Origin of the sequence: Streptomyces phyllanthi (assembly GCF_009377205.1) — a bacterium.
Taxonomy (GTDB): Bacteria; Actinomycetota; Actinomycetes; order Streptomycetales; family Streptomycetaceae; genus Streptomyces; species Streptomyces phyllanthi.
This window is the reverse complement of record NZ_VJZE01000113.1, coordinates 1-22,222: the sequence shown is the minus strand read 5'-3', so window position 1 is coordinate 22,222 and position 22,222 is coordinate 1. Positions and strand designations below refer to the sequence as shown.

The window sequence follows — 22,222 nt, the reverse complement described above, 5'->3', positions numbered from 1 at the left end:
AAGCGGCCCCCGGCGCCCCCGCCGAGCGTCTGATCGTCGGCTACAAGTCGGGCGCCGCCGAGGCGAAGTCCAACAAGGCCGCCTCCGCCGACGCCGAGGCCAAGGGCGAGGAAGCCGGCGAGAACCTCGACTTCCAGCGCCGCCTCGGCTCCGGTGCCGCGCTCGTCGACCTCGGTGACGACCTCACCAAGAAGGACGTCTCCGACGTCATCGCCGAGTACCAGGCCGACCCGCAGGTCGCCTACGTCGTACCGGACCGCCTCAACAAGCCGCTGGCCACGCCCAACGACACCGAGTACAGCAAGCAGTGGGACCTCTTCGAGGCCACCGCGGGCATGAACGTGCCGGGCGCCTGGGACATCAACACCGGCTCCGGCGTGACCGTCGCCGTCATCGACACCGGCTACGTCACTCACTCCGACCTCGCCGCGAACATCGTCGGCGGCTACGACTTCATCGCCGACACCGCGGTCGCGAACGACGGCAACGGACGCGACAGCAACCCGGCCGACCCGGGCGACTGGACCGCCGCCAACGAGTGCGCCGCGGGCGACCCGGCCAGCAGCTCCTCCTGGCACGGCACCCACGTCGCGGGCACCATCGCCGCGGTCACCAACAACAGCAAGGGCGTCGCGGGCATCGCGTACAACGCGAAGGTCTCCCCGCTGCGCGTCCTCGGCAAGTGCGGTGGCTACGACTCCGACATCATCGACGCCATCACCTGGGCGTCCGGCGGCACGGTCTCCGGCGTTCCCGCCAACACCAACGTCGCCAAGGTCATCAACATGAGCCTCGGCGGTGGCGGCGCGTGCACCTCCGCGACCCAGAGCGCGATCAACGCCGCCGTGAACCGCGGCACCACGGTCGTCGTCGCGGCGGGCAACAGCAACGCCAACGCGGCCAACTACTCGCCGGCGAGCTGCAGCAACGTCATATCGGTCGCCGCGCTCAACCGCTCGGGCTCCAAGGCGAGCTACTCCAACTACGGCTCGGTCGTCGACATCGCGGCCCCCGGTGGCCAGACCAGCACCGGAACCGCCAACGGCATCCTGTCCACGCTGAACTCCGGCACGCAGGGCCCGTCCTCCGAGTCGTACGCCTACTACCAGGGCACCAGCATGGCCGCCCCGCACATCGCGGGCCTCGCCGCGCTGGTGAAGTCGGCGAACTCCTCGCTGACCCCGGCCCAGATCGAGTCCGCGATCAAGACCAACTCGCGTGCTCTGCCGGGTACCTGCTCGGGCGGCTGCGGTGCCGGTCTCGCCGACGCGGCCAAGACGGTGCAGGCGGTGAGCGGGTCCGGAGGCTCCACGGGGGGCACCACCTTCACCAGCACCACCACGGTCTCCATCCCGGACAACAGCTCGGCCGTCGAGTCCCCGATCGCCGTCAGCGGCCGCAGCGGCAACGCGCCCTCGACCCTCCAGGTCGGCGTCGACATCACCCACACCTACCGCGGTGACCTGGTGATCGACCTCGTTGCCCCGGACGGCTCGACGTACCGTCTGAAGTCCTCCAGCTCCTCGGACTCCGCGGACAACGTCAACACCACCTACACGGTGAACGCCTCCAGCGAGATCGCGAACGGCACCTGGAAGCTGCGCGTCCAGGACGTGGCCGCGCAGGACACGGGCAGGATCAACAGCTGGAAGCTGACCTTCTAGGAGCTGCCCGGCCCCGCGGATCCTGCTGACCATCAGGATCCCGACGACCGCCACCCCCCACGCGAAGCGGCCGGTCGATGCCCTCGGGCGTCGACCGGCCGTTAGCGTAGGCGCATGGTGAGTGAGGGAGCCCGAGAGCCCGCCCGAGTGACCTGCCCCGGCTGCGGTGATTCCGCGGCGGCCCGTGCGGTCCCGGAGATCTGCGCCGACCCGGCGTCCGTACCGGACGGCCTGGCCGACCGACTGGCGAGGCAACCGGACGCGGCCTCCCGCGGCGACTCCTGGCTGCACTTCGCCGAGGGCCTGCTGATGGCGGGCGTGGGCGCCGCCCTCGCGTACAGCGGGATACAGAGCGACGAACCCCTGTACACGATCGGCGGTTCGCTGCTGGCGGTGCTCCTGTTCGCCGGCACGGTCCTCGTCGTCCGCGGTGAGGCAAGGGGGCGCCGGGTGGTGGAGGCGGGTGAGGAGCGCGCATCGGAGCTGTGGCGCCCGGCGTCCTACTGCTCGGCGTGCGGGACGGTGTTCTTCCCCGGTGGCGACCCGTGGGAGGGGCCGCTGACACCGGAGCAGTTCCAGAAGTTCGTGTGGACGGAGGCCGGTTACGGCAAGCATCTCGACACGGAGCTCAAGGACGTTGCCCTGCCGCCCGGCATCCCCGTACGCGCCGGAGGGAGCCCGGACCATGCCTGACACCGCCCCCGTGATCCTCAGCGACGACCCGGCCTCCTTCCCGCACAGCGTGCTGGCCGAACGCCACCCCGCGCTCATCCGCAAGGTACGGGACGCCTTCCCGTACGGCCCTGGAGAGCACCGTGCGCTGGACGCGCTGCTGAAGAGCGCCATCGAGGGCGCGATCGAACCGCTGGACGGCGACGCGTGGTGGGAGAGCTGGGGTGTGGACGAGTACGTCGGCCGCTCCTGGTTCGAGGTGCCGTTCCTCTGGTCGGAGAGCTACTTCTACCGCAGGCTGCTGCTGGCCGTCGGCTACTTCGGCCCCGGCCCGTGGCAGGGTGTCGATCCGTTCCGCCCGTTCAAACTCGCCGAACTGGACACCCCGGAGGCAGCGGAGGAGATCGCGGCCCTCGACCGGCTGGCCGACCGCCCGGTGGAGGAGCAGCGCAAGGCACTGCTGCACGGCTCCCTCTGGGGCAACCGCGCGGACCTGGGCTTCCGCATCCAGGCGAACGACGAGGAAGACGAGAAAGCGGCGACCCCCGAACTGGTGGCGGACGACAGCGAGTCGCTGTGGCCCCTGCTGACAGGCGGCACACTGTTCCTCGTCGCCGACAACGCGGGCCGAGAACTGATCCCCGACCTGCTGCTGATCGACCACGTCCTTCGGCACAACAGCGTCGACCGAGTGGTCCTGCACCTCAAGCCGCACCCGTACTACGTCTCCGACGCGACGACAGCCGACACCGTCGATGCGGTACGCCACCTGGTCACCACCGGCACACCGGCCGGCCGCCGCCTGTGGAAGGCGATGGCCGACGGCCGCGTGGAACCGCGCGCCCACCCCTTCTCCTGCGGCCCTCTCCCGTACGCGGACATGCCGGACGACCTGCGTGAGGAGTTCGCGACGGCGGACCTCACCGTCATGAAGGGCGACCTGAACTACCGCCGCCTGGTGGGCGACCTCCTCTGGCCCCCGAGGACACCGTTCACGAGCCCGACGGCCTACTTCCCCACCCCGGTCGCCGCCCTGCGCACCCTCAAGTCGGACGTGATCGTCGGCCTCGATGCCGAGGTGGAGGCCGCGTTGGTCGCCACGGAGGAACAGCGGTGGCGAACGAGCGGCACGCATGCGCTGATCCAGGTGCGGGGAGCGGGAACCCCTCCCCGCACCCCCGCTCACCCGATGGTGTGATCATGCGCAGCCCCGAGGATGCCCGCCGAGGGCCCGGGTAGGGCCCGCCCATGACGCAGCCGTTCCAACTCCCGCACTTCTACCTGCCGTACCCCGCCCGCCTGAACCCCCACCTCGAAGAGGCCCGGGCCCACTCCACCGACTGGGCCCGGACCATGGGCATGCTGGAGGGCTCCGGCATCTGGGACCAGTCCGACCTGGAAGCGCACGACTACGGACTGCTGTGCGCGTACACACACCCCGACTGCGACGCCTCCGCGCTCTCGCTCATCACCGACTGGTACGTGTGGGTCTTCTTCTTCGACGACCACTTCCTGGAGACCTTCAAGCGCACCCAGGACCGCGCCGGCGGCAAGGCCTACCTGGACCGCCTGCCCCTCTTCATGCCGCTCGACCTCACAGCTCCCGTACCCCAGCCGCAGAACCCGGTCGAGGCGGGCCTCGCGGACCTGTGGGCCCGCACGGTGCCCTCCATGTCGGCGGACTGGCGCAGACGCTTCGCCGTCGCCACCGAGCACCTGCTCAACGAGTCGCTCTGGGAGCTGTCCAACATCAACGAGGGACGTATCGCCAACCCCGTCGAGTACGTCGAGATGCGCCGCAAGGTGGGCGGCGCCCCCTGGTCGGCGGGCCTCGTCGAGTACGCGACAGCCGAAGTCCCGGCCCCCGTCGCCCGGTCCAGGCCCCTGCGCGTCCTGATGGAGACGTTCTCGGACGCCGTCCACCTCCGCAACGACCTGTTCTCCTACCAGCGCGAGGTCGAGGACGAGGGCGAACTCAGCAACGGCGTCCTCGTCCTGGAGACCTTCTTCGGCTGTACGACCCAGGAGGCGGCCGAAACCGTCAACGACGTCCTGACCTCACGGCTCCACCAGTTCGAGCACACGGCACTCACCGAAGTCCCCGCGCTGGCCCTGGAGAAGGGCCTCACACCCGAGGAGACCGCCGCCGTCGCCGCGTACGCGAAGGGCCTGCAGGACTGGCAGTCGGGCGGCCACGAGTGGCACATGCGCTCCAGCCGCTACATGAACGGCAGCGTGACCCGCGGACCACTGGACCTCGGCGGCGCGGTGCTCTCCGGCCCGGCCCTCGCCCGCAGGCCGGGCTTCGGCACCTCCGCCGCCGACATGGCCGCGCTGCTCGCCGAAGCCGCCGCGCAGCGGCTCCGCCCGTACGCCCACGTCCCCTTCCAGAAGGTCGGCCCGTCCCTCCTCCCCGACTTCCACATGCCGTTCCAGGTCCGCCTCAACCCGGCCCTCGAAGGCGCCCGGCAGCGCCTGCTCCCGTGGATGCGCCGCACGGGCATGCTGAGCGAGGGCGTCTGGGACGAGGACAAGCTCGCCGCCTGCGACCTGCCGCTGTGCTCGGCGGGCCTGGACCCCGACGGCACCCCCGAAGCGCTCGACCTCAGCTCCCAGTGGCTGGCCTGGGGGACGTACGCCGACGACTACTACCCGCTCGTCTTCGGCAACCGCCGCGACCTCGCCGCCGCCAAGCTGTGCACCGAGCGCCTCTCCGCCTGCATGCCCGTCGCGGGCGAACCACCCCTCGTACCCGCCAGTGGCATGGAGCGCGGCCTCACCGACCTCTGGGAGCGCACCACGCACGGGATGGCCGAGCCCGAGCGCCGCGAGATGAAGGCGGCGGTGGACGTGATGCTCGAAAGCTGGCTGTGGGAGCTGGCCAACCAGATCCAGAACCGTGTTCCCGACCCGGTCGACTACCTGGAGATGCGCCGCGCCACCTTCGGCTCGGACCTCACCCTCCGCATGTGCCGCATGGGCCACGGCCCCGCCGTCCCCCCGGAGGTCTACCGCAGCGGCCCGGTCCGGTCACTGGAGGCCGCGGCCATGGACTACGCCTGCCTCCTGAACGACTGCTTCTCGTACCAGAAGGAGATCGAGTACGAGGGCGAGGTCCACAACGGCATCCTCGTCGTGCAGAACTTCTTCGGCTGCGACTACCCGACCGCGCTGGGCGTCGTCCACGACCTGATGACCCGGCGCATGCAGCAGTTCGAGCACGTCGCCGAGCGCGAACTACCCGTCGTCTACGAGGACTTCGGCTTGTCGGAGGAGGCCCGGGCGACCATGGAGGGATACGTGGCCGAGTTGCGGAACTGGCTGTCCGGCATCCTGCACTGGCACCGCAACGTCCGCCGTTACGACGCGAAGAGCCTCGCCCGCCGCGCCCACGGCTTCCTGCCGGACCGGGTACCGTCACGGCCGTTCACCCGGATCGCGGAACCGGCGGCGCCCTGACGGCTCACGACGACCCGTCGGCGCTCCCCGTGGTCCGACCGCGTCACACGGGCTGGACCGGCGCGGCGGTCCGGGCGGCGTGCTCCACCGCGGCCCGGGCCAGCGCGCGGACGAACGGATGCGGGCGGCTGCCGTCCCCGGTCAGCTCCGGCTGGAACAGCGTGGCCAGGAAGAAGGGATGACCGGGGAGCTCCGCGATCCGCATCTGCCCGTCCGGGTCCTGACCGGAGAAGCGCAGGCCGTGCGCCCGCAGCGTGTCCAGATGGCGCGTGGGGCCGTACGCGCAGAAGTACCGCTCCACCGTCCGCCCGGAGCTCAGCAGGGACTCGGCGAGCGAGCCCGGCTCGACGGTGACCTCGGCCTCGTGCCCGACCAGCGAGCAGGCGAGCGGCTCGATGAGCGGGTCGTCCGCGTCGGGGTCGTTCTCGGCGTGGGCGACCCGCGTGAGCCCGCAGACGTGGCGGGCGTACTCCAGGAGCGCGTGCTGGAACCCGCCGCACGTACCGAGGAAGGGGATGCCCTCCTCGCGCGCCGTACGGATCGTCGCGAGCACTCCGGCCTCGCTGCGGTACGGGCTGCCCGGCAGCACCCACACCGCGTCGAAGCCGCGCACCGCTCCCTCGGCGGCGGCCGCCTCCTCCGAGGGGATCCAGTAGGCGTCGAGGACGAGCCGGTCGCGTTCGGCGAGGGCGTCGAGGAGGAGCGGGATCCGCGTGTGGGAGACGACGTTGGGGGAGCGGTCGCCGACGAGGGCGAGGCGGGCGGTCCGGCCGGTGGGCGCTGTGTTCTTCGTCATGCCCGCCATCGTGGGCGCGGCCGGAGGTTCACGTCCAACGATGATTTCTGCACTCTCGATAAGAGATGCTGATGGACCGGCGCCCCAGCGGTCCGGGATCCTGGCCGCCATGGACCCGCACCTCCTGCGCACCTACGTCACCGTGGCCCGCCTCGCCTCCTTCTCGGAGGCCGCGCGCGAGCTGGGCTACACCCAGTCCGCGGTGTCGCAGCACATCGCCGCGCTGGAACAGGACCTCGGCGCACCGCTGCTGACCCGGCGCCCGGTCGCGCCCACCGCGGCCGGCGAGCGGCTGCTCGAACACGCCGGGCCGCTGCTGCTGCGCCTGGACGCGGCCCGCGCGGACGTCGTCCGGCTGGCGTCCGCGCCCGAGCACGGGCTGACGCTCGCGGTGACGCCGACGGCCCTCGGCCCCCGTACGCTCGCCGCGCTGCCCGCCGCGGGCGTGACCCTGCGGGCCCTGGCCCGCGACGAGATCCCCGCGGCCGTCGCCACGGGCACGGCCGATCTCGGCCTGGTCGACGGGCTGGCCGCGCCCAGCGACCCGCTCCGGCTTCCCGACGTGGCGCCGCTGACCACGCGCGGGGTCGGCGAGGAGCCCGTCTGCGTGCTGCTCCCGGCGGACCACCCGCTCACACGGCGCCCCGGCCTGCGCCTCGGCGACCTCGTCGACGCGCGCTGGCTGGACGCCCCGGGCGCCGGGCTCCCCCTCGCCCACCTGCGCGGCGCGGGAGGTGGTACGGGCTTCCGCTCGGCCCTGCGGTACGAGGGCACCGACCTGCACACCCTCACCACCCTCGCCGCCGCGGGCCACGGGCTGACCGTGCTGCCGCACGGCATCGCCACCGGGGTACCCGGCACGGCGGCCGTCCCCCTCGTGGAGCCGCGCCTGGTGCACCGCACGGAGCTGCTGTACGGCGGCGGCCTGCGCGGAGCGGCCGCGGCACTGGCCGGGGAACTGCTCGACGGGGTGTGAGGCACGCGCGAGTGACCCGACCACCGGCGCGCCGGACAAACCACTGGCACCGGAACGGCGGCCAGGACCACGATGGGCCCATGCTCACCACTCTTCTCGCCTTCCTGGGCGCCTGCGCACTCATCGCCGCCTCGCCCGGTCCCAGCACCGTGCTGATCATCAAGCAGTCGCTGCGCAGCCGGCGCTCCGGTTTCCTGACGGTGCTCGGCAACGAGACGGGCGTCTTCGTCTGGGGCCTCGTCGCCGCGTTCGGCCTGACCGCGCTGCTCGCCGCGTCCGAGCTGGCGTACGACGTGATGCGCGTCGTCGGCGCGGTCGTCCTGGTCGGCTTCGGCATCCAGACGCTGTGGCAGGCCCGCCGCTCCCGGGGTGGGGCGGAGTCCGAGTGGACGGCCACCGAGAAGAGCGGCTGGGCCTCGTACCGGGACGGGCTGCTGCTCAACCTCGCCAACCCCAAGGCGGCGATCTTCGCGATGTCGTTCCTGCCGCAGTTCGTGCCCGAGGGCGCGCCGCACCTGCCCACCATGATCGGGCTCGCGGCCCTCTGGGCGGTCTTCGAGGTGGGCTACTACGGCGTGTACGTGTGGTGCGTGGACCGGATGAAGACCGTCCTGTCCCGCAGCGGCGTGCGCAGGCGTCTGGAGCAGGTGTCCGGAGGCGTCCTGCTGCTCCTCGGGGCGCGGCTGGCCCTGGAGAGCTGACGCCACGCCGCAGCGAGAGCCGGCGCCACGCCCACAACGGGAGCCCACGCCACGCCGTAATCGGCTCGCGCGCGCCGCGGCGGAGGGGCAGGATGCTGCCCGTGGACCCTCGGGAGAATCCGGACGCACGGAGGGACGAACGGATGACCGGCACGCCCGCGCCCTTCACCGCCGACGACTACACGGCCCGCATGCGGCGCGCGGAGCGGGCCGCCGCGGACGCCGGGCTCGACGGCGTCCTGATCGCACCCGGACCCGACCTGGTCTGGCTGACGGGGTACCGGCCGCCGGAGACGGAGCGCCTGACGCTGCTGGTGCTGCGGCCCGGTGAGGACCCCGCGCTGGTCGTACCGGCCCTGGAGGCGCCCGACGCGGCGGAGGCCGCGCCCCCGCTGACCCTGCGGGACTGGACCGACGGCAACGACCCCTACGAGACCGCCGCGTCCCTCCTCGCCCCCGGCGGGCACACCGGCCGCACGCGCCGCTTCGGCGTCAGCGACAACACCTGGGCCATGCACCTGCTCGGCCTGCAGAGACGGCTGCCCGACACGGCGTACACCTCCCTCACCGAGGCGCTGCCGACCCTGCGGGCGGTCAAGGACGCGGCCGAACTCGACCGCCTGGCGGCCGCCGGAGCGGCCGCCGACCGGGCGTACGAGGAGATCCGGAAGGTTCCCTTCGCCGGACGGCGGGAGACCGAGGTCGCCGCCGATCTCGCCGGCCTGCTGCGGCGGTTCGGGCACTCCCAGGTCGACTTCACGATCGTCGCCTCGGGCCCGAACGGTGCCAACCCGCACCACGAGGCGGGCGACCGGATCATCGGACGCGGCGACATGGTCGTCCTCGACTTCGGCGGCCTGAAGCACGGCTACGGCTCCGACACCTCCCGCACCGTCCACGTCGGAGAACCGGACGCCGAGGAGCGCCGGGTGCACGACATCGTCCGCGCGGCCCAGGAGGAGGGCTTCCGCGCGGTCCGGCCGGGCGCCGCCTGCCAGGACGTCGACAGGGCCGCGCGCGCGGTCATCACCGAGGCCGGGTACGGCGAGTACTTCATCCACCGCACCGGCCACGGCATCGGCGTCACCACGCACGAGCCGCCGTACATGGTCGAGGGGGAGGAGCGGCCCCTGGTGCCCGGCATGTGTTTCTCGGTCGAGCCCGGCATCTACCTGCCCGGCCGCTTCGGGGTGCGTATCGAGGACATCGTGACGGTCACCGAGGACGGCGGACGCCGTCTGAACAGCACCCCGCGCGAGATGGCGGTGGTCGACTGAGCTGTACGGTGTGCCCGGTCTGCCGACGGGTACGCCGTACCGACGCGGCAGCCAGGACACCCCGATCCACGAGCGACGACGGCGCGGCCCATGACCCAGGCACCGACACCCTCCGCGGACACCGTCCGCCGGCTGGTCCGTTCCCTGCTGCCGGGCGGCGGTGGACCCGACGTGCGGCCCGTCACCGAGGGCGGCGGGCACTCCACCTGGTGGGTCGGCACCCGCCATGTGCTGCGGCTCGCCCCGGACCGCGAGGCGGCCGTACGGCTGCGGCGCGAACTGCGGCTGCGCGACCTGGTCCGCCGGCACCTCGGGGTCGCCGTCCCCGTGAGCATCGCCCACGGCGAGTGGGCGCCCGGCCTGACCTACACGCTCGACACCCGGCTGTCCGGCGGCACCGCCGAGGGCCATGACGTCTCCCCGGTGGGCGAGGACGACCTGGCCGGACTTCTCACCGGGCTCCGTGAGGTGCCCGCACGGCAGGCGGAGGCGCTCGGTGTCCCGCGTACCGCGCCACGCTCCCTGGAGGCGCTGCGCAGGGCCGCCACGCACGCCGCCCGGCACCTCGCCGGGGCCGAGGAGTTCGACCCGGCCCGGCTCACCCAGCTCACGCCGGCCGCCGCGGCCCAGCTCACCGCGCCCGCCTCGGTCCTCGCCCACCACGCGCTCGGGAGCGAGCACCTGGTGGTGAGCGCCGACGGGCGCGTGCGCGGCGTCCTCGACTGGACCGCCGCGGCGGTCGGCGACCCCGCCGAGGACATCGCGGGCCTCGCCCGCGCCGTCGGCTCCCCGGCCGCGGTCCGCGCCGCCACACTCGCCGGATACGGTGCCCGCCCCTGTCTGCGCGGCCTGTGGCTGGCCCGCTGCGACACGGTGATCCACCTCTCCGAACACCTCCAGGGCCGCCGCACCGGCCCGATCCCGCAGCTGAGGGACCGGCTGCGGCGGGCCTGGGAGGCGATCCTGCTGGAACGGGTCACGGAGCTGCGGAACGGCCTGGACGAGGCGCTGTAGCCCTCACCGCCTCATACGTAACCGCCTCGTACGTCACCGCCCGATACGGCGTCGCCCGCGGGTCACCACCGGCACGTCACCCCTGACACGTCCCCCTGGTGGCCCTGGTACCTCACTCCTGCGTCAGCACCACACACGACTCACCCGGCACACTCAGCACCCCGTCCGCCCCCGGCGCCTCCACCGGCTCCCACGCGGCCAGCACCCGCGCCCGGCGCCCGCCGAGGGGAACCCCGGCCGGCTCCTTGCCGAAGTTGACGACCACGCGGACGTCGCCGCGGCGGAAGGCGAACCACCGGGCGCCCTCGTCGTAGGCGATCTTGGTGTCGGAGAGGTCGGGGTCCTCCAGGTCGGGCTGGGAGCGGCGCAGCGCGATGAGTTCGCGGTACCAGGCGAGCACGCGCGCGTGGGGCTCGCTCTGCGGTTCGGACCAGTCGAGGCAGGAGCGCTCGCGGGTCGCCGGGTCCTGCGGGTCGGGCACGTCCTCCTCGGCCCAGCCGTGCGCCGCGAACTCACGGCGCCTGCCCTTGCGCACGGCCTCGGCGAGCTCCGGGTCCGTGTGGTCGGTGAAGAACTGCCAGGGCGTGCCCGCGGCCCACTCCTCGCCCATGAACAGCATCGGCGTGAAGGGCCCGGTGAGCACCAGGGCGGCCGCGCAGGCCACCAGCCCGGGGGAGAGCGAGGCCGCGAGACGATCGCCCTGGGCGCGGTTGCCGACCTGGTCGTGGGTCTGGGTGTAGCCGAGCAGCCGGTGGGCCGAGACACGGGCGCGGTCCAGCGGGCGGCCGTGCCGGCGGCCCCGGAACGACGAGTACGTGCCGTCGTGGAACCAGCCGCCCGTGAGTGTCTTCGCCAGGGCCGCGAAGGGGGCGCGGGCGAAGTCCTCGTAGTAGCCCTGGGCCTCGCCCGTGAGCGTCGTGTGCAGGGCGTGGTGGAAGTCGTCGTTCCACTGCGCGTGCAGTCCGAGGCCGCCCTCCGCGCGCGGGGTGACGATCCGCGGGTCGTTCAGGTCCGACTCGGCGATCAGGAACAGCGGCCGCCCCGCCTCGGCGGCGAGCGCGTCCACGGCCGTCGACAACTCCTCCAGGAAGTGGCACGCGCGCGTGTCCTTCAGCGCGTGCACCGCGTCCAGGCGCAGCCCGTCGAGCCGGTAGTCCCGCAGCCACGCCAGCGCGCTGCCGAGCAGGTACGCGCGCACCTCGTCCGAGCCCGGCGCGTCCAGGTTCACGGCCGCGCCCCACGGCGTGTGGTGGTTCCGGGTGAAGTACGGGCCGAACGCGGGCAGGTAGTTGCCGGACGGGCCCAGGTGGTTGTGCACGACGTCCAGGACGACGCCCAGGCCCAGCTCGTGCGCCCGGTCGACGAAGCGCTTCAGCGCCTCGGGCCCGCCGTACGGCTCGTGCACGGCCCACAGCGAGACCCCCTCATACCCCCAGCCGTGCACGCCGGGGAACGGGCACAGCGGCATCAACTCGACGTGCGTGACGCCCAGTTCCGCGAGGTGTCCGAGCCGCTCGGCGGCCGCGTCCAGCGTGCCCTCGCGCGTGTACGTGCCCACGTGCAGCTCGTACAGCACCGCGCCCGGCAGGGGGCGCCCCGCCCACGGCACACGCCACGCGTACCGCTCGTGGTCGACCACCGCGCTCAGCCCGTCCGGGCCGTCCGGCTGGCGGCGCGAGCGCGGATCGGGCAGGACGGGGCCGTCGTCGACCGCGAACCCGTACCGTGTCCCGTCCGCCGCCTCCGCCCCGCCCGTCCACCATCCCGTACGCTCCGGATCGCGCTCCAACGCGCGCGTGGAGTCCGCGCAATGGAGCGTCACCCGGTCGGCCTGCGGTGCCCACACCTCGAACTGCACGGACTGCTCTCCCCTTCGTCGGCGCGTCGGCGGATCCTGAGGTAGTCCGTCCATGGTGCGCCACCCGCGATCGTTTCGCTTTCGAATCAGGCCATTTGCCCTGCGGGGCAACCCTGTTGCCGGTCACGGCCGTTTTCTCGTTTTCTGGACACCCCGGCCGCGCTGCCCGACAATCACGAGCGTGACGTCGTCTTTCGAATTCAACACGTACCCCGCGCGCCTGTCCGACGCGGAGCGCGACCGAGCGCTGAAGGTGCTTCGTGACGGCGTGGCCCTCGGACGTCTCTCGCACGACACGTTCATCCGGCGGATGGAGCTGGCGCTCATCGCCCGGCGCTCCGACGAGCTCGCCGTGCTCACCGCCGACCTGCCCACCGAGAACCGCTGGTCCCGGCTGGTGTTCGGCACGGTCGAGGCGGTCTCCGGCTTCACCGTGCGGCTGCGCCGGGCCTGGCAGGCCGAGCGGCTGCCCAAGCTGCTGCTGCCCCACCCGGGCAACGACCACCCGCTGCGCATAGGCCGCGACCCCGCCAACGGGCTGCGGCTCAGCCACGAGACCGTCTCCCGTGTGCACGCCGAGCTCCGCCGCCAGGGCGGGCTGTGGGTGCTGCGCGACCTCGGCTCGACGAACGGCACGACCGTGAACGGACGGCGCGTCATCGGCGCGGCCGTGGTCCGGGACGGCGACCAGGTGAGCTTCGGGCACATGGCGTTCCGGCTCGCCTCGGAGTGATCCCCGAGGACCCCCTCCCCTCCACGATCAAAGCTCTGGCCTGGGATGTACGCAGCGAGTTGCTGCCGGTTCCTTACCGATCGTGGTGTTGACGTACCCCCGAAGCCGTGACTGACTGTGCGTACACCATGCACAGCAGGTGAACCGACGGCACCACCCAGGGGAGGTGCGCCCTGCCGCCACTCCTCCGTTACCCGACCGTGGACGAACTCCCGGCCCGCGCCCGCGCCCTCGTCGCCCGGCACCCCCGCGACGCCCGGCTGCGCCGCGTGGGGACCTCACGGGCGGGCACGCCCCTGTGGCTGCTCTCCGTCGGCCACGGCAGCCGCCACGCCCTCGTCGTCGCCGGACCGCACGCCAACGAACCCGTGGGCGGCGGCACGGTCCTGCGCCTCGCCGAGCGGGCCCTCGCCGACCCCCGGCTGTGCGAGGGCGCCGACGCCACCTGGAACCTGCTGCTGTGCCTCGACCCCGACGGCTCCCGCCGCAACGAGGGCTGGCTGGCGGGCCCGTACACGCTCGGGAACTACTTCCGGAACTTCTTCCGCCCGGGCTTCCTGGAACAGCCCGAGTGGCTCCCCGACGGCGCGGACGGAGCCGTCCTGCCCGAGACCCGCGCCCTGCTCGACGTCCAGGACGGGCTGCGGCCCTTCTTCCAGTGCTCCCTGCACGGCGTGGACGTCGGCGGCGGCTTCGTCGAGCTGACCCGCGACCTGCCCGGCCTCGACCGGCGCCTCGCGCAGACCGCCGCGCGCCTCGGCATCCCGCGCGAACTCGGCCCGTACGACACCCTGTACTGGCCGACGCTCGGCCCCGCCGTCTACCGCATCCCGCCACCGCGCCGGGGCGACCTGGCAGCCGCCATAACGGAGGCCGCGGTCGAGTCCACCTGGTTCCACCCGCACCGGTACGGCACGGTGACCGCGGTGGTCGAGGCCCCCATGTGGGGCGTGACGGCAGTGGAGGACGACACACCGCCCACGGACGCCGACGCGGTGCTGCGCGCCATCAGCCGCACCCTGCGCCACGACACGGCCCTCCTGCAGGACATCCTCGCGCGCGTACGCCCCTCGGTGAGCACGGGCCCCGACGCGGCCCGGCTCCTCGCCCCGGTGGACGACTATTTACTGGTCGGCCCCGGCATCGCCGACTCGTGGGACCCCGACACCCACGACGCCGCCCCGCGGCCGCTGCCGCCGCTCGACACGGCCCGGCTGACCGCTCTCGCCATCTCGGCCCGCCGGGTCGCCCTGCGCACGGCGGGGCTGCTGCACCAGCTCGTGACCCGCTCCGGGCACGATCCGGCCCGCGCGCTGCCCGAGCTCGACCGGCTCATCGACGACTGGTGTGCCGACTACCGGGACGGCCACGGGGCACGGTGGATCCCGGTCGCGCGCCAGGTGGAGTACCAGTCGCGCGTGGTCGTCGCCGCGTTCGAGCTGGCCGGGCGGCACGCGCGCGTGAACGTCCATTCGGCCGAGTCGGGCTGGGGTTCGGAACCCGCCGTGCCGATGCACCGGGAATGACCCACACCACCCACACCACCCACACGGTACGCAACGCCCTGACGGCGGCCCTCGCCCTCCTCGCCCTGGCCTCGGCCCCGGCCGGGGCGGCATCCCGGGAGGCCGCCCCGGGCAACTGGCTCTACGTCACCGTCACCCGGGAGAGCGCCCAGTCGATCCATACCCAGGGCGCGCTGCTGCGCTGCGACCCGCCCGGCGGACACAGGAACTCCGCCCGGGCGTGCGCGGAACTCCAGGAGGCCGAAGGCGACGTCGACCGCATCCCGCGGAAGGAGGGGTACTGCACGATGGTCTACGCCCCGGTCACCGCGTCGGCGCGCGGCGAGTGGAACGGCCGGCCGGTCGTGTACGAGCGGACCTTCTCCAGCACCTGCGCGATGGAGGCGGCCACAGGAGCGGTGTTCGCGATGTCGTGACGACGGAAGGAGGCACGGGCGCACGGCGTGCGGCGGACGTCCTACCCGGGGTGCTTGTCGTGGACGCGCTCCAGCAGTGCCACCGGCAGCCGCCCGAAGAGCTCCTCCACGCGCGCGTGCCCCGTGAACTCCCGCTCCGGATCGAGCACGTCGGCCCACCGCCCGGGCGGCAGAGCGAGCCGTGTGTCGCGCCAGCCGCCCGCGTCGGCCAGCCGCAGCGACAGCCGGGTGACGGCCGTGACGGCCTCACCGGAGCGCGCGAAGGCCACACAGTGCGCCGCTGCCGGTCCCTCGACGGTCAGCGGCTCGTACATCGCCGTCTCCCCGAAGACGCCGGGGCGCCGCCCGCGCAGCCGCAGGGCGGCCGCGGTCAGCGCCGCCTTCTCCGAGGACAGCCCGGAGGGCTGCTCGGAGGTCCGCTCCGGGAGTGCCTGTGCGAACGGCTCCCGGTTGTCCGGGTCCACCAGTGCCCGGTACTCGCCCTCCGTGCCCTGGTAGACGTCCGGTACGCCCGGCATCGTCAGATGGACCAGCGCGGCGCCCAGGACGTTCGCCCGGACATGGGGCTCCAGGTCGCTCCTGAGGGCGGACACGCGTGCGTCACCGCTCGGGCCCCGTGCCACGAAGCCGGCCACCTCCCGCTCGTACGCCGGGTTCTGCTCGGTCCACGAGGTGTGCAGCCCGGCCTCCCGCACATGCTTCAGCAGCGCCCCCTGGAGGCGTTCCTCAGCGGCGGGCCCCAGCCCGAACGCCGTCTGCCAGGCGGCCCAGGCCAGCTGGGGATCGGGCATGCCGGGACCGTCGCGGGTCACCTCGGCCAGCAGGCCGGCCCACCGCTCGGGGCACTCGGTGAGCACGGCCAGCGCGGCCCGTACGTCGGCGCTGCGCTTGGTGTCGTGCGTCGACAGGACCGTGCCCGTGGCGGGCCAGTCGCGCTGTACGCGTGCGCAGTAGGCGTGGAAGCCCTCCGGGGCGACGGCCGGGCTCCCGGGGTTCCCGCCCACCTCGTTCGGCGACAGCAGCGGCACATAGCGGTAGAACGCCGTGTCCTCCACGGACTTGGCCCGCAGCGCGGACGCCGTCTGCGCGAACCGGGCCCGGAACTCCGCCCCGTCGAGTCCGTGCCCGTCACCGGCCCGGCCGAGCACCAGGTTCCGTACGGTGCCGACGGCCCGCGACTCCTCCGGCACCGTGAACACCGCGCGCGCCTCGGCCGCGGCCTCCTCCGTGACGACCAGGGAGGCGTCCCCGGAGGCGTACGGCCGGTACACCTCCAGGCGCACGAGCAGCTCGATCAGGGAGGTGCGCAGCGCCCAGGGGGCGTGGTCGCGCAGCGCGGGATCGGGCGACTGGACGCACAACCGGTGCGCGACGCGCGTGAGCCGGTCGACCTCCGTGGCCAGCTCGTGCGTGAGCACCCGGTACGCGGCGCGCCGTACCGTCGCCTCCCAGTGGCCGCCCCGGTCGGCCTGCGGGGCCGCGAACCGCCGGTACTGGCCGAGGAGCTCACCGGCCCCCGCCGGATCCGTGAACAGCCCGTCCACGTGCCTGAGCGCGTCGTACCCGGTGGTGCCCGCGACCGGCCAGGCGGCGGGCAGCGGCTCGCCCTCCGCCAGGATCTTCTCGACGACCGTCCAGCGCCCGCCGGTCGCCTCGTGCAGCCGCCGCAGATACGCGTCCGGGTCCGCGAGACCGTCGGGATGGTCGATCCGCAGCCCGTCGACGACCCCCTCGCCGAGCAGCTGGAGGATCTTGGCGTGCGTGGCGTCGAACACCTCCGGGTCCTCGACGCGCACCCCGATCAGCTCCGAAATGCTGAAGAAGCGCCGGTAGTTGAGCTCGGTACGGGCCAGCCGCCACCACACGGGCCGGTACCACTGCACGTCCAGGAGCCGCGGCAGCGACAGCTTCTCCGTGCCCTCCCGCAGGGGAAGGACATGGTCGTAGTAGCGCAGTTCCTTCCCGTCGACCACGAGCTGGTCGAGCTCGTCGCCGAGCGGCCCGCCCAGCACGGGCAGCAGCATCTGTCCGCCCTGCGCGTCCCAGTCGATGTCGAACCACCGCGCGTACGGAGACGCGGGGCCCTCCCGCAGCACCTCCCACAGCGGCCGGTTGTGCCGGGGAGACATCGCCATGTGGTTCGGCACGATGTCGACGACCAGGCCGAGGCCGTGGGCCCGCGCGGTGCGCGCCAGCGACCGCAGCCCCTCCTCCCCGCCCAGTTCGCCCCGCACGCGGCCGGGGTCCACCACGTCGTACCCGTGCGTCGACCCAGGTACGGCCTCCAGCACCGGCGACAGATGCAGATGCGACACCCCGAGCGAGGCGAGATACGGCACAGCAGCCTCCGCCGCCCCGAAGGGGAACTCCGGTTGCAGCTGAAGCCGGTAGGTGGAGGTGGGCGCGGTGGGTGTCGTCATGCACCGTAGGTACCCGCTCCGCACGGGAACCTGCGCCCCCGCTTCCTCGCTCCCACCAAGGGCGTAGGGCCTGTCCCGCGGATCAGGGCCGGACGGGTCCTACGCCGGCCGCCGCAGCACCGTCAGACTCCGGTCCACCAGGGTCAGCCGGTCCCCGGCCTGGATCTTCGGGCCGCCGGCCGGTGGCACCCCGTCGGGACGGGCCGTGTCGACGACGACCTCCCACTGGCGGCCGTGGTTGACCGGAACCACGAACTCCAGGGGCCTGGGAGAGGCGTTGAACATCAGGAGGAACGAGTCGTCCGTGATGCGCTCGCCACGGGCGCCGGGCTCGGAGATCGCGTTGCCGTTGAGGAAGACGGTCAGCGCCGACGCCTGGGCGGAGTCCCAGTCGCGCTGGGTCATCTCCTCGCCCCCCGGGGTGAACCACGCGATGTCGGAGAGGTCGTCATGGGTGCCCTCGACCGGGCGCCCGTGGAAGAAGCGGCGGCGCCGGAACACCGGGTGGTCCTTGCGGAGCCACACCATCGCGCGCGCGAACTCCAGCAGATCCCCGAAGACACCGTCCTCGGGGCCTTCCGGCCACGGCACCCAGGACAGCTCGTTGTCCTGGCAGTACGCGTTGTTGTTGCCGCTCTGGCTGCGCGCGAACTCGTCGCCGTGGCTGAGCATCGGCACACCCTGCGACAGCATCAGCGTCGCGACGAAGTTCCGCATCTGACGGGCACGCAGTTCCAGGACGCCGGGGTCGTCGGTCTCGCCCTCCGCCCCGCAGTTCCACGAGCGGTTGTGGCTCTCCCCGTCGCGGTTGTCCTCGCCGTTGGCGTGGTTGTGCTTCTCGTTGTACGCGACCAGGTCGTGCAGGGTGAAACCGTCGTGACAGGTCACGAAGTTGATCGAGGCCAGCGGGCGGCGGCCGTCGTCCTGGTAGAGGTCCGAGGAGCCCGTGAGACGGGACGCGAACTCCGCCAGCGCGCGCGGCTCGCCCCGCCACAGGTCCCGCACCGTGTCCCGGTACTTGCCGTTCCACTCCGTCCACAGCGGCGGGAAGTTGCCCACCTGGTAGCCGCCCTCGCCGACGTCCCACGGCTCGGCGATCAGCTTCACCTGGGAGACCACCGGGTCCTGCTGCACCAGGTCGAAGAACGACGAGAGCCGGTCCACCTCGTGGAACTGCCGGGCCAGCGTGGCCGCGAGGTCGAAGCGGAACCCGTCCACATGCATCTCGGTCACCCAGTACCGCAGCGAGTCCATGATGAGCTGCAGCACGTGCGGGGAACGCATGAGGAGCGAGTTGCCGGTCCCCGTGGTGTCCATGTAGTAGCGCGGGTCGTCCGTGAGCCGGTAGTACGACGGGTTGTCGATGCCCTTGAAGGACAGTGTCGGGCCCAGGTGGTTGCCCTCCGCCGTGTGGTTGTAGACCACGTCGAGGATGACCTCGATCCCGGCCTCGTGCAGCGCCTTCACCGCCGACTTGAACTCCAGTACCTGCTGGCCGCGGTCGCCCCAGGAGGCGTACGTGTTGTGCGGGGCGAAGAAACCGATCGTGTTGTAGCCCCAGTAGTTGTTCAGGCCCATGTCGACCAGCCGGTGGTCGTTCACGAACTGGTGCACCGGCATCAGCTCCAGTGTCGTGACGCCCAGCTCGGTCAGGTGCTCGATGATCGCCGGGTGCGCGAGCGCCGCGTAGGTGCCGCGCAGTTCCTCCGGCAGCCCCGGGTGCCGCATCGTGAGGCCCTTGACATGGGCCTCGTAGATCACCGTGTGGTGGTACTCGACGCGCGGGAGCCGGTCGTCGCCCCAGTCGAAGTACGGGTTGACCACGACCGAGGCCATCGTGTGGGGCGCCGAGTCGAGGTCGTTGCGCTCGTCGGGCGCGTCGAAGTGGTAGCCGTACACCTCCTCGCCCCAGGTGACCGAGCCGCTGATCGCGCGCGCGTACGGGTCGAGGAGCAGCTTCGCGGAGTTGCAGCGGTGCCCGCGCTCCGGCGCGTACGGGCCGTGCACACGGAAGCCGTACCGCTGCCCGGGCATGATCCCGGGCAGATACGCGTGCCGTACGAACGCGTCCGTCTCGCGCAGCTCCACCGCCGTCTCCGAGCCGTCGTCGTGCAGCAGGCACAGTTCGACTCGGTCGGCGGCCTCCGAGAAGACCGCGAAATTGGTGCCGGCGCCGTCGTACGTGGCACCCAGTGGATACGCCTGTCCAGGCCACACCTGCATGGATACGACTCTTTCAGTTGTCGCGCGCCCCTGGGGGGCGACTCCCCACCGAGTCTCCCCCAAACTGATGGAACCACCCATGGCTTACGCCCCTCTTACCCGTCGACCAGCGCATACGCGGTATGCGGAACAAGGGGGACCCCGGGGGGGTTCCCTGGCACGGAGGGGAGTAGGGGGGAAAGTGCGGAAGACAGTGCGCCGCCATCTGGGCAAGATGGTGGCAGGTGGGGCCATAGCGGTGGCCGGGACCGCCGTGATGGTCGGGATCACGCTGCCGGGGTCGGTCTCGGCCGACGAATCCGGCGGCACCGGGCAGCAGGCGGCCCAGCAGGCCGGACAGGGACAAGGGCAGGGGCAGGCGGCCGTGCAGCCCGGTGTCGTCGAAGAGGCGCCGGCCGAGGGCGACAAGGGCACCGGCCGCGACCCGCTCACCGACGACGAGATGGAACGCGTCGAGCGGCTCGCGCTCAGCCGGCAGCTGCTCCGCGCCGGCGAGAACGCCGAGGGCGAGCGCGGCCCCGAGCGCCTCAACGTCCAGCTCGCCGAGCCGAACGAGGACGAACTGGACGACCCGAACGCGCCCCGCCGCGCGGACGCCACGTTCTACGACTACAAGAACGACACACTCGTCACCAGGACGGTCAACCTCGACACCGGCAAGGTCGAGGAGACCAGCACCCAGCGCGGGGTGCAGCCGGCGTTCAGCCGTACGGAGACGGTGGAGGCCGCGCAGCTCCTGATCGCGAGCCCGGTCGGCGCCGGACTGAAGGCCGACTACAAGGACGCCACCGGCAAGGAACTCACCTCGCCCGACCAGCTGGTCCTCACCGGAATGGTCTTCCGCGCGGAACAGGGCACCAGGCCGGCCACCCTCGCGAAGTGCGGCGAGCACCGCTGCGTGCGGCTCTTCACCAAGGTCAAGAACGGGCCCTGGATCGACACCAGCGACCTGATCGTCGACCTGAGCGCCCGCAAGGTCGCCAAGCTCGGCTGACCCGGGCCCGCCCACTCTCCCATCTCTCCTGCTCAGTGCAGGATCTCTGTCAAGGGACCACTTCTTCATGCGTGTGAACAGAATCAGCCGTGCCCGCAGCGGGGCGGCGGTCGGCCTGACCGCGACCGCCCTGGCCGCCGGACTCACCACGGCCGCCGGCCCGGCCACCGCCCAGCCCAAGGCCGCCCCCGCCGTGACCTGGGACTGCAGCGAGGCCTACCGGATCGAGCAGAAGCTCTCCACCGGCACCACCTGGCGGATGTGCTGGCACCACGAGGCCGAGGCCGGGATCGTCCTGGACGACATCAGCTACCAGCCGCCGGGCGAGGCCGCCCCGATCAAGGTCCTCAGCACCGCCAAGCTCGGCCAGATACACGTGCCCTACGACGACGGCAAGGCCGAGTACGACGACCTGACCAGCTACGGCTTCGGGCAGGGCCAGGTGCCCCTGAAGGCGGACGAGTGCCCCGGCGGCACCATCAAGACCGTCAAGGTCCCGGGCACCGTCTTCTCGAACAACGGCGAAGTCAACGGGCTGTGCACCACGACCCGTTCGCGCGGCCACGCCTACCGCCTGCAGGGGGACACCGCCGGCAAGGTCTACCAGGAGCAGGGCAAGGACCTGCTCGTCTACGGCGTCAACCAGGTCGGCTGGTACGAGTACATGACCGAGTGGCGCTTCCAGGACGACGGCACGATCACCATGAACGTCGGCGCCACCGGCATGCTCTCGCCCTTCGACTACGACGCGGGCGACGGCCGCGGCTGGCCGATCGGAAACGGTTCCGCCGCGAAGGCCACCAGCCACAGCCACAACGTCTTCTGGCGGCTCAACTTCTCCCTGGACGGCTCCTCCAAGAACCGGATCGAGCAGTACGACTCCGTGGTCAGCCCGCCCGCGGGCGCCAACCAGGGGCCCACCAACAAGACCACGCGCACCAAGGTCACCAAGGAGCTCGCCGCAAACGCCAAGAACATGCGCTGGTGGCGTGTGGTCAGCGCGACCGGCAAGAACAAGGACGGCCACGCCCGCAGCTACGAGATCGTCCCCGGGCCGACTCAGAAGTACCCGGGCCGCGCCTTCACCAAGAGCGACATCTACTTCACCGAGTACAAGAAGTGCGAGCAGTTCGCCAGCAACAACCTCCGCAACTGCGGCGCCGGGGCGGGCAAGTCCGTCGACAAGTGGGTCAACGGGCAGACCCTCACGCACCCGATCACCTGGGTCAACGTGGGCTTCCACCACATCGCGCGGGACGAGGACCAGCAGCCCATGCCGGTCCACTGGCAGGGCTTCTCGATCGCCCCGCGTGACGTCACGGCCATGAATCCGCTCACTCCGGCCGAACTCGCGGACCAGAACGGCCGCCCCAGGAACCCGTAGTTGAGAAACGACCTGTCCATCCGGCTGCACCGCCCACCGCTCCCGGAGTACCCTTCCTTGATCGTTGAGTGGGGGAGAGCTCGGGGGAGCGGAAGGCGGTGCGTGGGTG

The 22,222-nt window shown here is 72.3% G+C and carries 17 protein-coding genes; 13 read left to right on the top strand and 4 right to left on the bottom strand.

From position 1 onward, the window contains the following. From FNH04_RS18170 to cyc2, 4 genes are all read left to right on the top strand, one after another. The coding region (locus tag FNH04_RS18170) for a S8 family peptidase (protein WP_152785494.1) at positions 1-1,664 on the top strand (1,664 nt) is incomplete at its 5' end. A gap of 114 nt (positions 1,665-1,778) precedes the next feature. Beyond that, entirely contained in the window at positions 1,779-2,357 is a 579-nt protein-coding gene (locus FNH04_RS18165) for a hypothetical protein (protein WP_152785491.1), read from the top strand. Further along, positions 2,350-3,534: a damage-control phosphatase ARMT1 family protein gene (locus FNH04_RS18160; RefSeq protein WP_152785490.1), complete on the top strand. Its 1,185-nt coding sequence runs from the start codon at positions 2,350-2,352 to the stop codon at positions 3,532-3,534. Before FNH04_RS18165 ends, FNH04_RS18160 begins: the two co-directional genes overlap by 8 nt. Before the next feature lie 50 nt (positions 3,535-3,584). Beyond that, positions 3,585-5,795 (top strand): germacradienol/geosmin synthase Cyc2, encoded by a 2,211-nt coding sequence (gene cyc2 / locus FNH04_RS18155; protein ID WP_152785488.1) that lies wholly within the window; start codon positions 3,585-3,587, stop codon positions 5,793-5,795. 43 nt (positions 5,796-5,838) lie between these two features. Here the strand turns inward: cyc2 and FNH04_RS18150 are convergent, their stop codons facing one another. Next, on the bottom strand, positions 5,839-6,591 hold the full coding sequence (locus tag FNH04_RS18150) for a CTP synthase C-terminal region-related (seleno)protein (RefSeq protein WP_152785486.1): 753 nt from the start codon (positions 6,589-6,591) through the stop codon (positions 5,839-5,841). A gap of 109 nt (positions 6,592-6,700) precedes the next feature. Here FNH04_RS18150 and FNH04_RS18145 point away from each other — a divergent pair, with 109 nt between their 5' ends. The 4 genes from FNH04_RS18145 to FNH04_RS18130 all read left to right on the top strand — a co-directional run bounded on the left by FNH04_RS18145 (position 6,701) and on the right by FNH04_RS18130 (position 10,559). Beyond that, entirely contained in the window at positions 6,701-7,567 is an 867-nt protein-coding gene (locus tag FNH04_RS18145; RefSeq protein ID WP_152785484.1) for a LysR family transcriptional regulator, read from the top strand. An 80-nt stretch (positions 7,568-7,647) separates the two neighbouring features. Further along, positions 7,648-8,268, top strand: a complete 621-nt coding sequence (locus tag FNH04_RS18140) for a LysE family translocator (RefSeq protein WP_152785482.1) — start codon at positions 7,648-7,650, stop codon at positions 8,266-8,268. 143 nt (positions 8,269-8,411) lie between these two features. Next, on the top strand, positions 8,412-9,545 hold the full coding sequence (locus tag FNH04_RS18135) for an aminopeptidase P family protein (protein ID WP_152785480.1): 1,134 nt from the start codon (positions 8,412-8,414) through the stop codon (positions 9,543-9,545). A 90-nt stretch (positions 9,546-9,635) separates the two neighbouring features. Next, on the top strand, positions 9,636-10,559 hold the full coding sequence (locus FNH04_RS18130; protein WP_152785478.1) for an aminoglycoside phosphotransferase family protein: 924 nt from the start codon (positions 9,636-9,638) through the stop codon (positions 10,557-10,559). Between the two features lie 112 nt (positions 10,560-10,671). Here the strand turns inward: FNH04_RS18130 and treZ are convergent, their stop codons facing one another. Beyond that, the gene (gene treZ / locus FNH04_RS18125; protein WP_322723249.1) at positions 10,672-12,417 is read right to left on the bottom strand and encodes a malto-oligosyltrehalose trehalohydrolase; all 1,746 of its coding nucleotides are present in this window, start codon (positions 12,415-12,417) and stop codon (positions 10,672-10,674) included. Positions 12,418-12,598: 181 nt separating this feature from the next. Between treZ and FNH04_RS18120 the strand changes: the two genes are divergently transcribed. The 3 genes from FNH04_RS18120 (at position 12,599) to FNH04_RS18110 (ending at position 15,092) form a co-directional block, all read left to right on the top strand. Next, positions 12,599-13,150, top strand: coding sequence for a DUF1707 and FHA domain-containing protein (locus tag FNH04_RS18120; RefSeq protein ID WP_322723248.1), 552 nt, complete (start codon positions 12,599-12,601; stop codon positions 13,148-13,150). Between the two features lie 200 nt (positions 13,151-13,350). Further along, positions 13,351-14,676, top strand: coding sequence for a M14 family zinc carboxypeptidase (locus FNH04_RS18115; RefSeq protein ID WP_322723247.1), 1,326 nt, complete (start codon positions 13,351-13,353; stop codon positions 14,674-14,676). Then, positions 14,673-15,092, top strand: coding sequence for an SSI family serine proteinase inhibitor (locus tag FNH04_RS18110; RefSeq protein ID WP_152785472.1), 420 nt, complete (start codon positions 14,673-14,675; stop codon positions 15,090-15,092). Before FNH04_RS18115 ends, FNH04_RS18110 begins: the two co-directional genes overlap by 4 nt. Before the next feature lie 41 nt (positions 15,093-15,133). On the opposite strand, the gene treY is transcribed toward FNH04_RS18110, so the two are convergent. Together treY and glgX are read right to left on the bottom strand one after the other, a co-directional pair. After that, on the bottom strand, positions 15,134-17,512 hold the full coding sequence (gene treY / locus FNH04_RS18105; protein ID WP_152785470.1) for a malto-oligosyltrehalose synthase: 2,379 nt from the start codon (positions 17,510-17,512) through the stop codon (positions 15,134-15,136). Positions 17,513-17,611: 99 nt separating this feature from the next. Further along, positions 17,612-19,735 carry a glycogen debranching protein GlgX gene (gene glgX, locus FNH04_RS18100; RefSeq protein WP_152785468.1) on the bottom strand — a complete coding sequence of 708 codons (2,124 nt, stop codon included), beginning with the start codon at positions 19,733-19,735 and terminating at the stop codon, positions 17,612-17,614. A 181-nt stretch (positions 19,736-19,916) separates the two neighbouring features. On the opposite strand from glgX, the gene FNH04_RS18095 reads away from it, so the two are divergent. Together FNH04_RS18095 and FNH04_RS18090 are read left to right on the top strand one after the other, a co-directional pair. Next, on the top strand, positions 19,917-20,729 hold the full coding sequence (locus FNH04_RS18095) for a Tat pathway signal sequence domain protein (protein WP_322723246.1): 813 nt from the start codon (positions 19,917-19,919) through the stop codon (positions 20,727-20,729). A gap of 67 nt (positions 20,730-20,796) precedes the next feature. Beyond that, complete coding sequence (locus tag FNH04_RS18090) at positions 20,797-22,113, top strand: copper amine oxidase (RefSeq protein WP_152785466.1); 1,317 nt, start codon at positions 20,797-20,799, stop codon at positions 22,111-22,113. Positions 22,114-22,222: the final 109 nt, after the last annotated feature.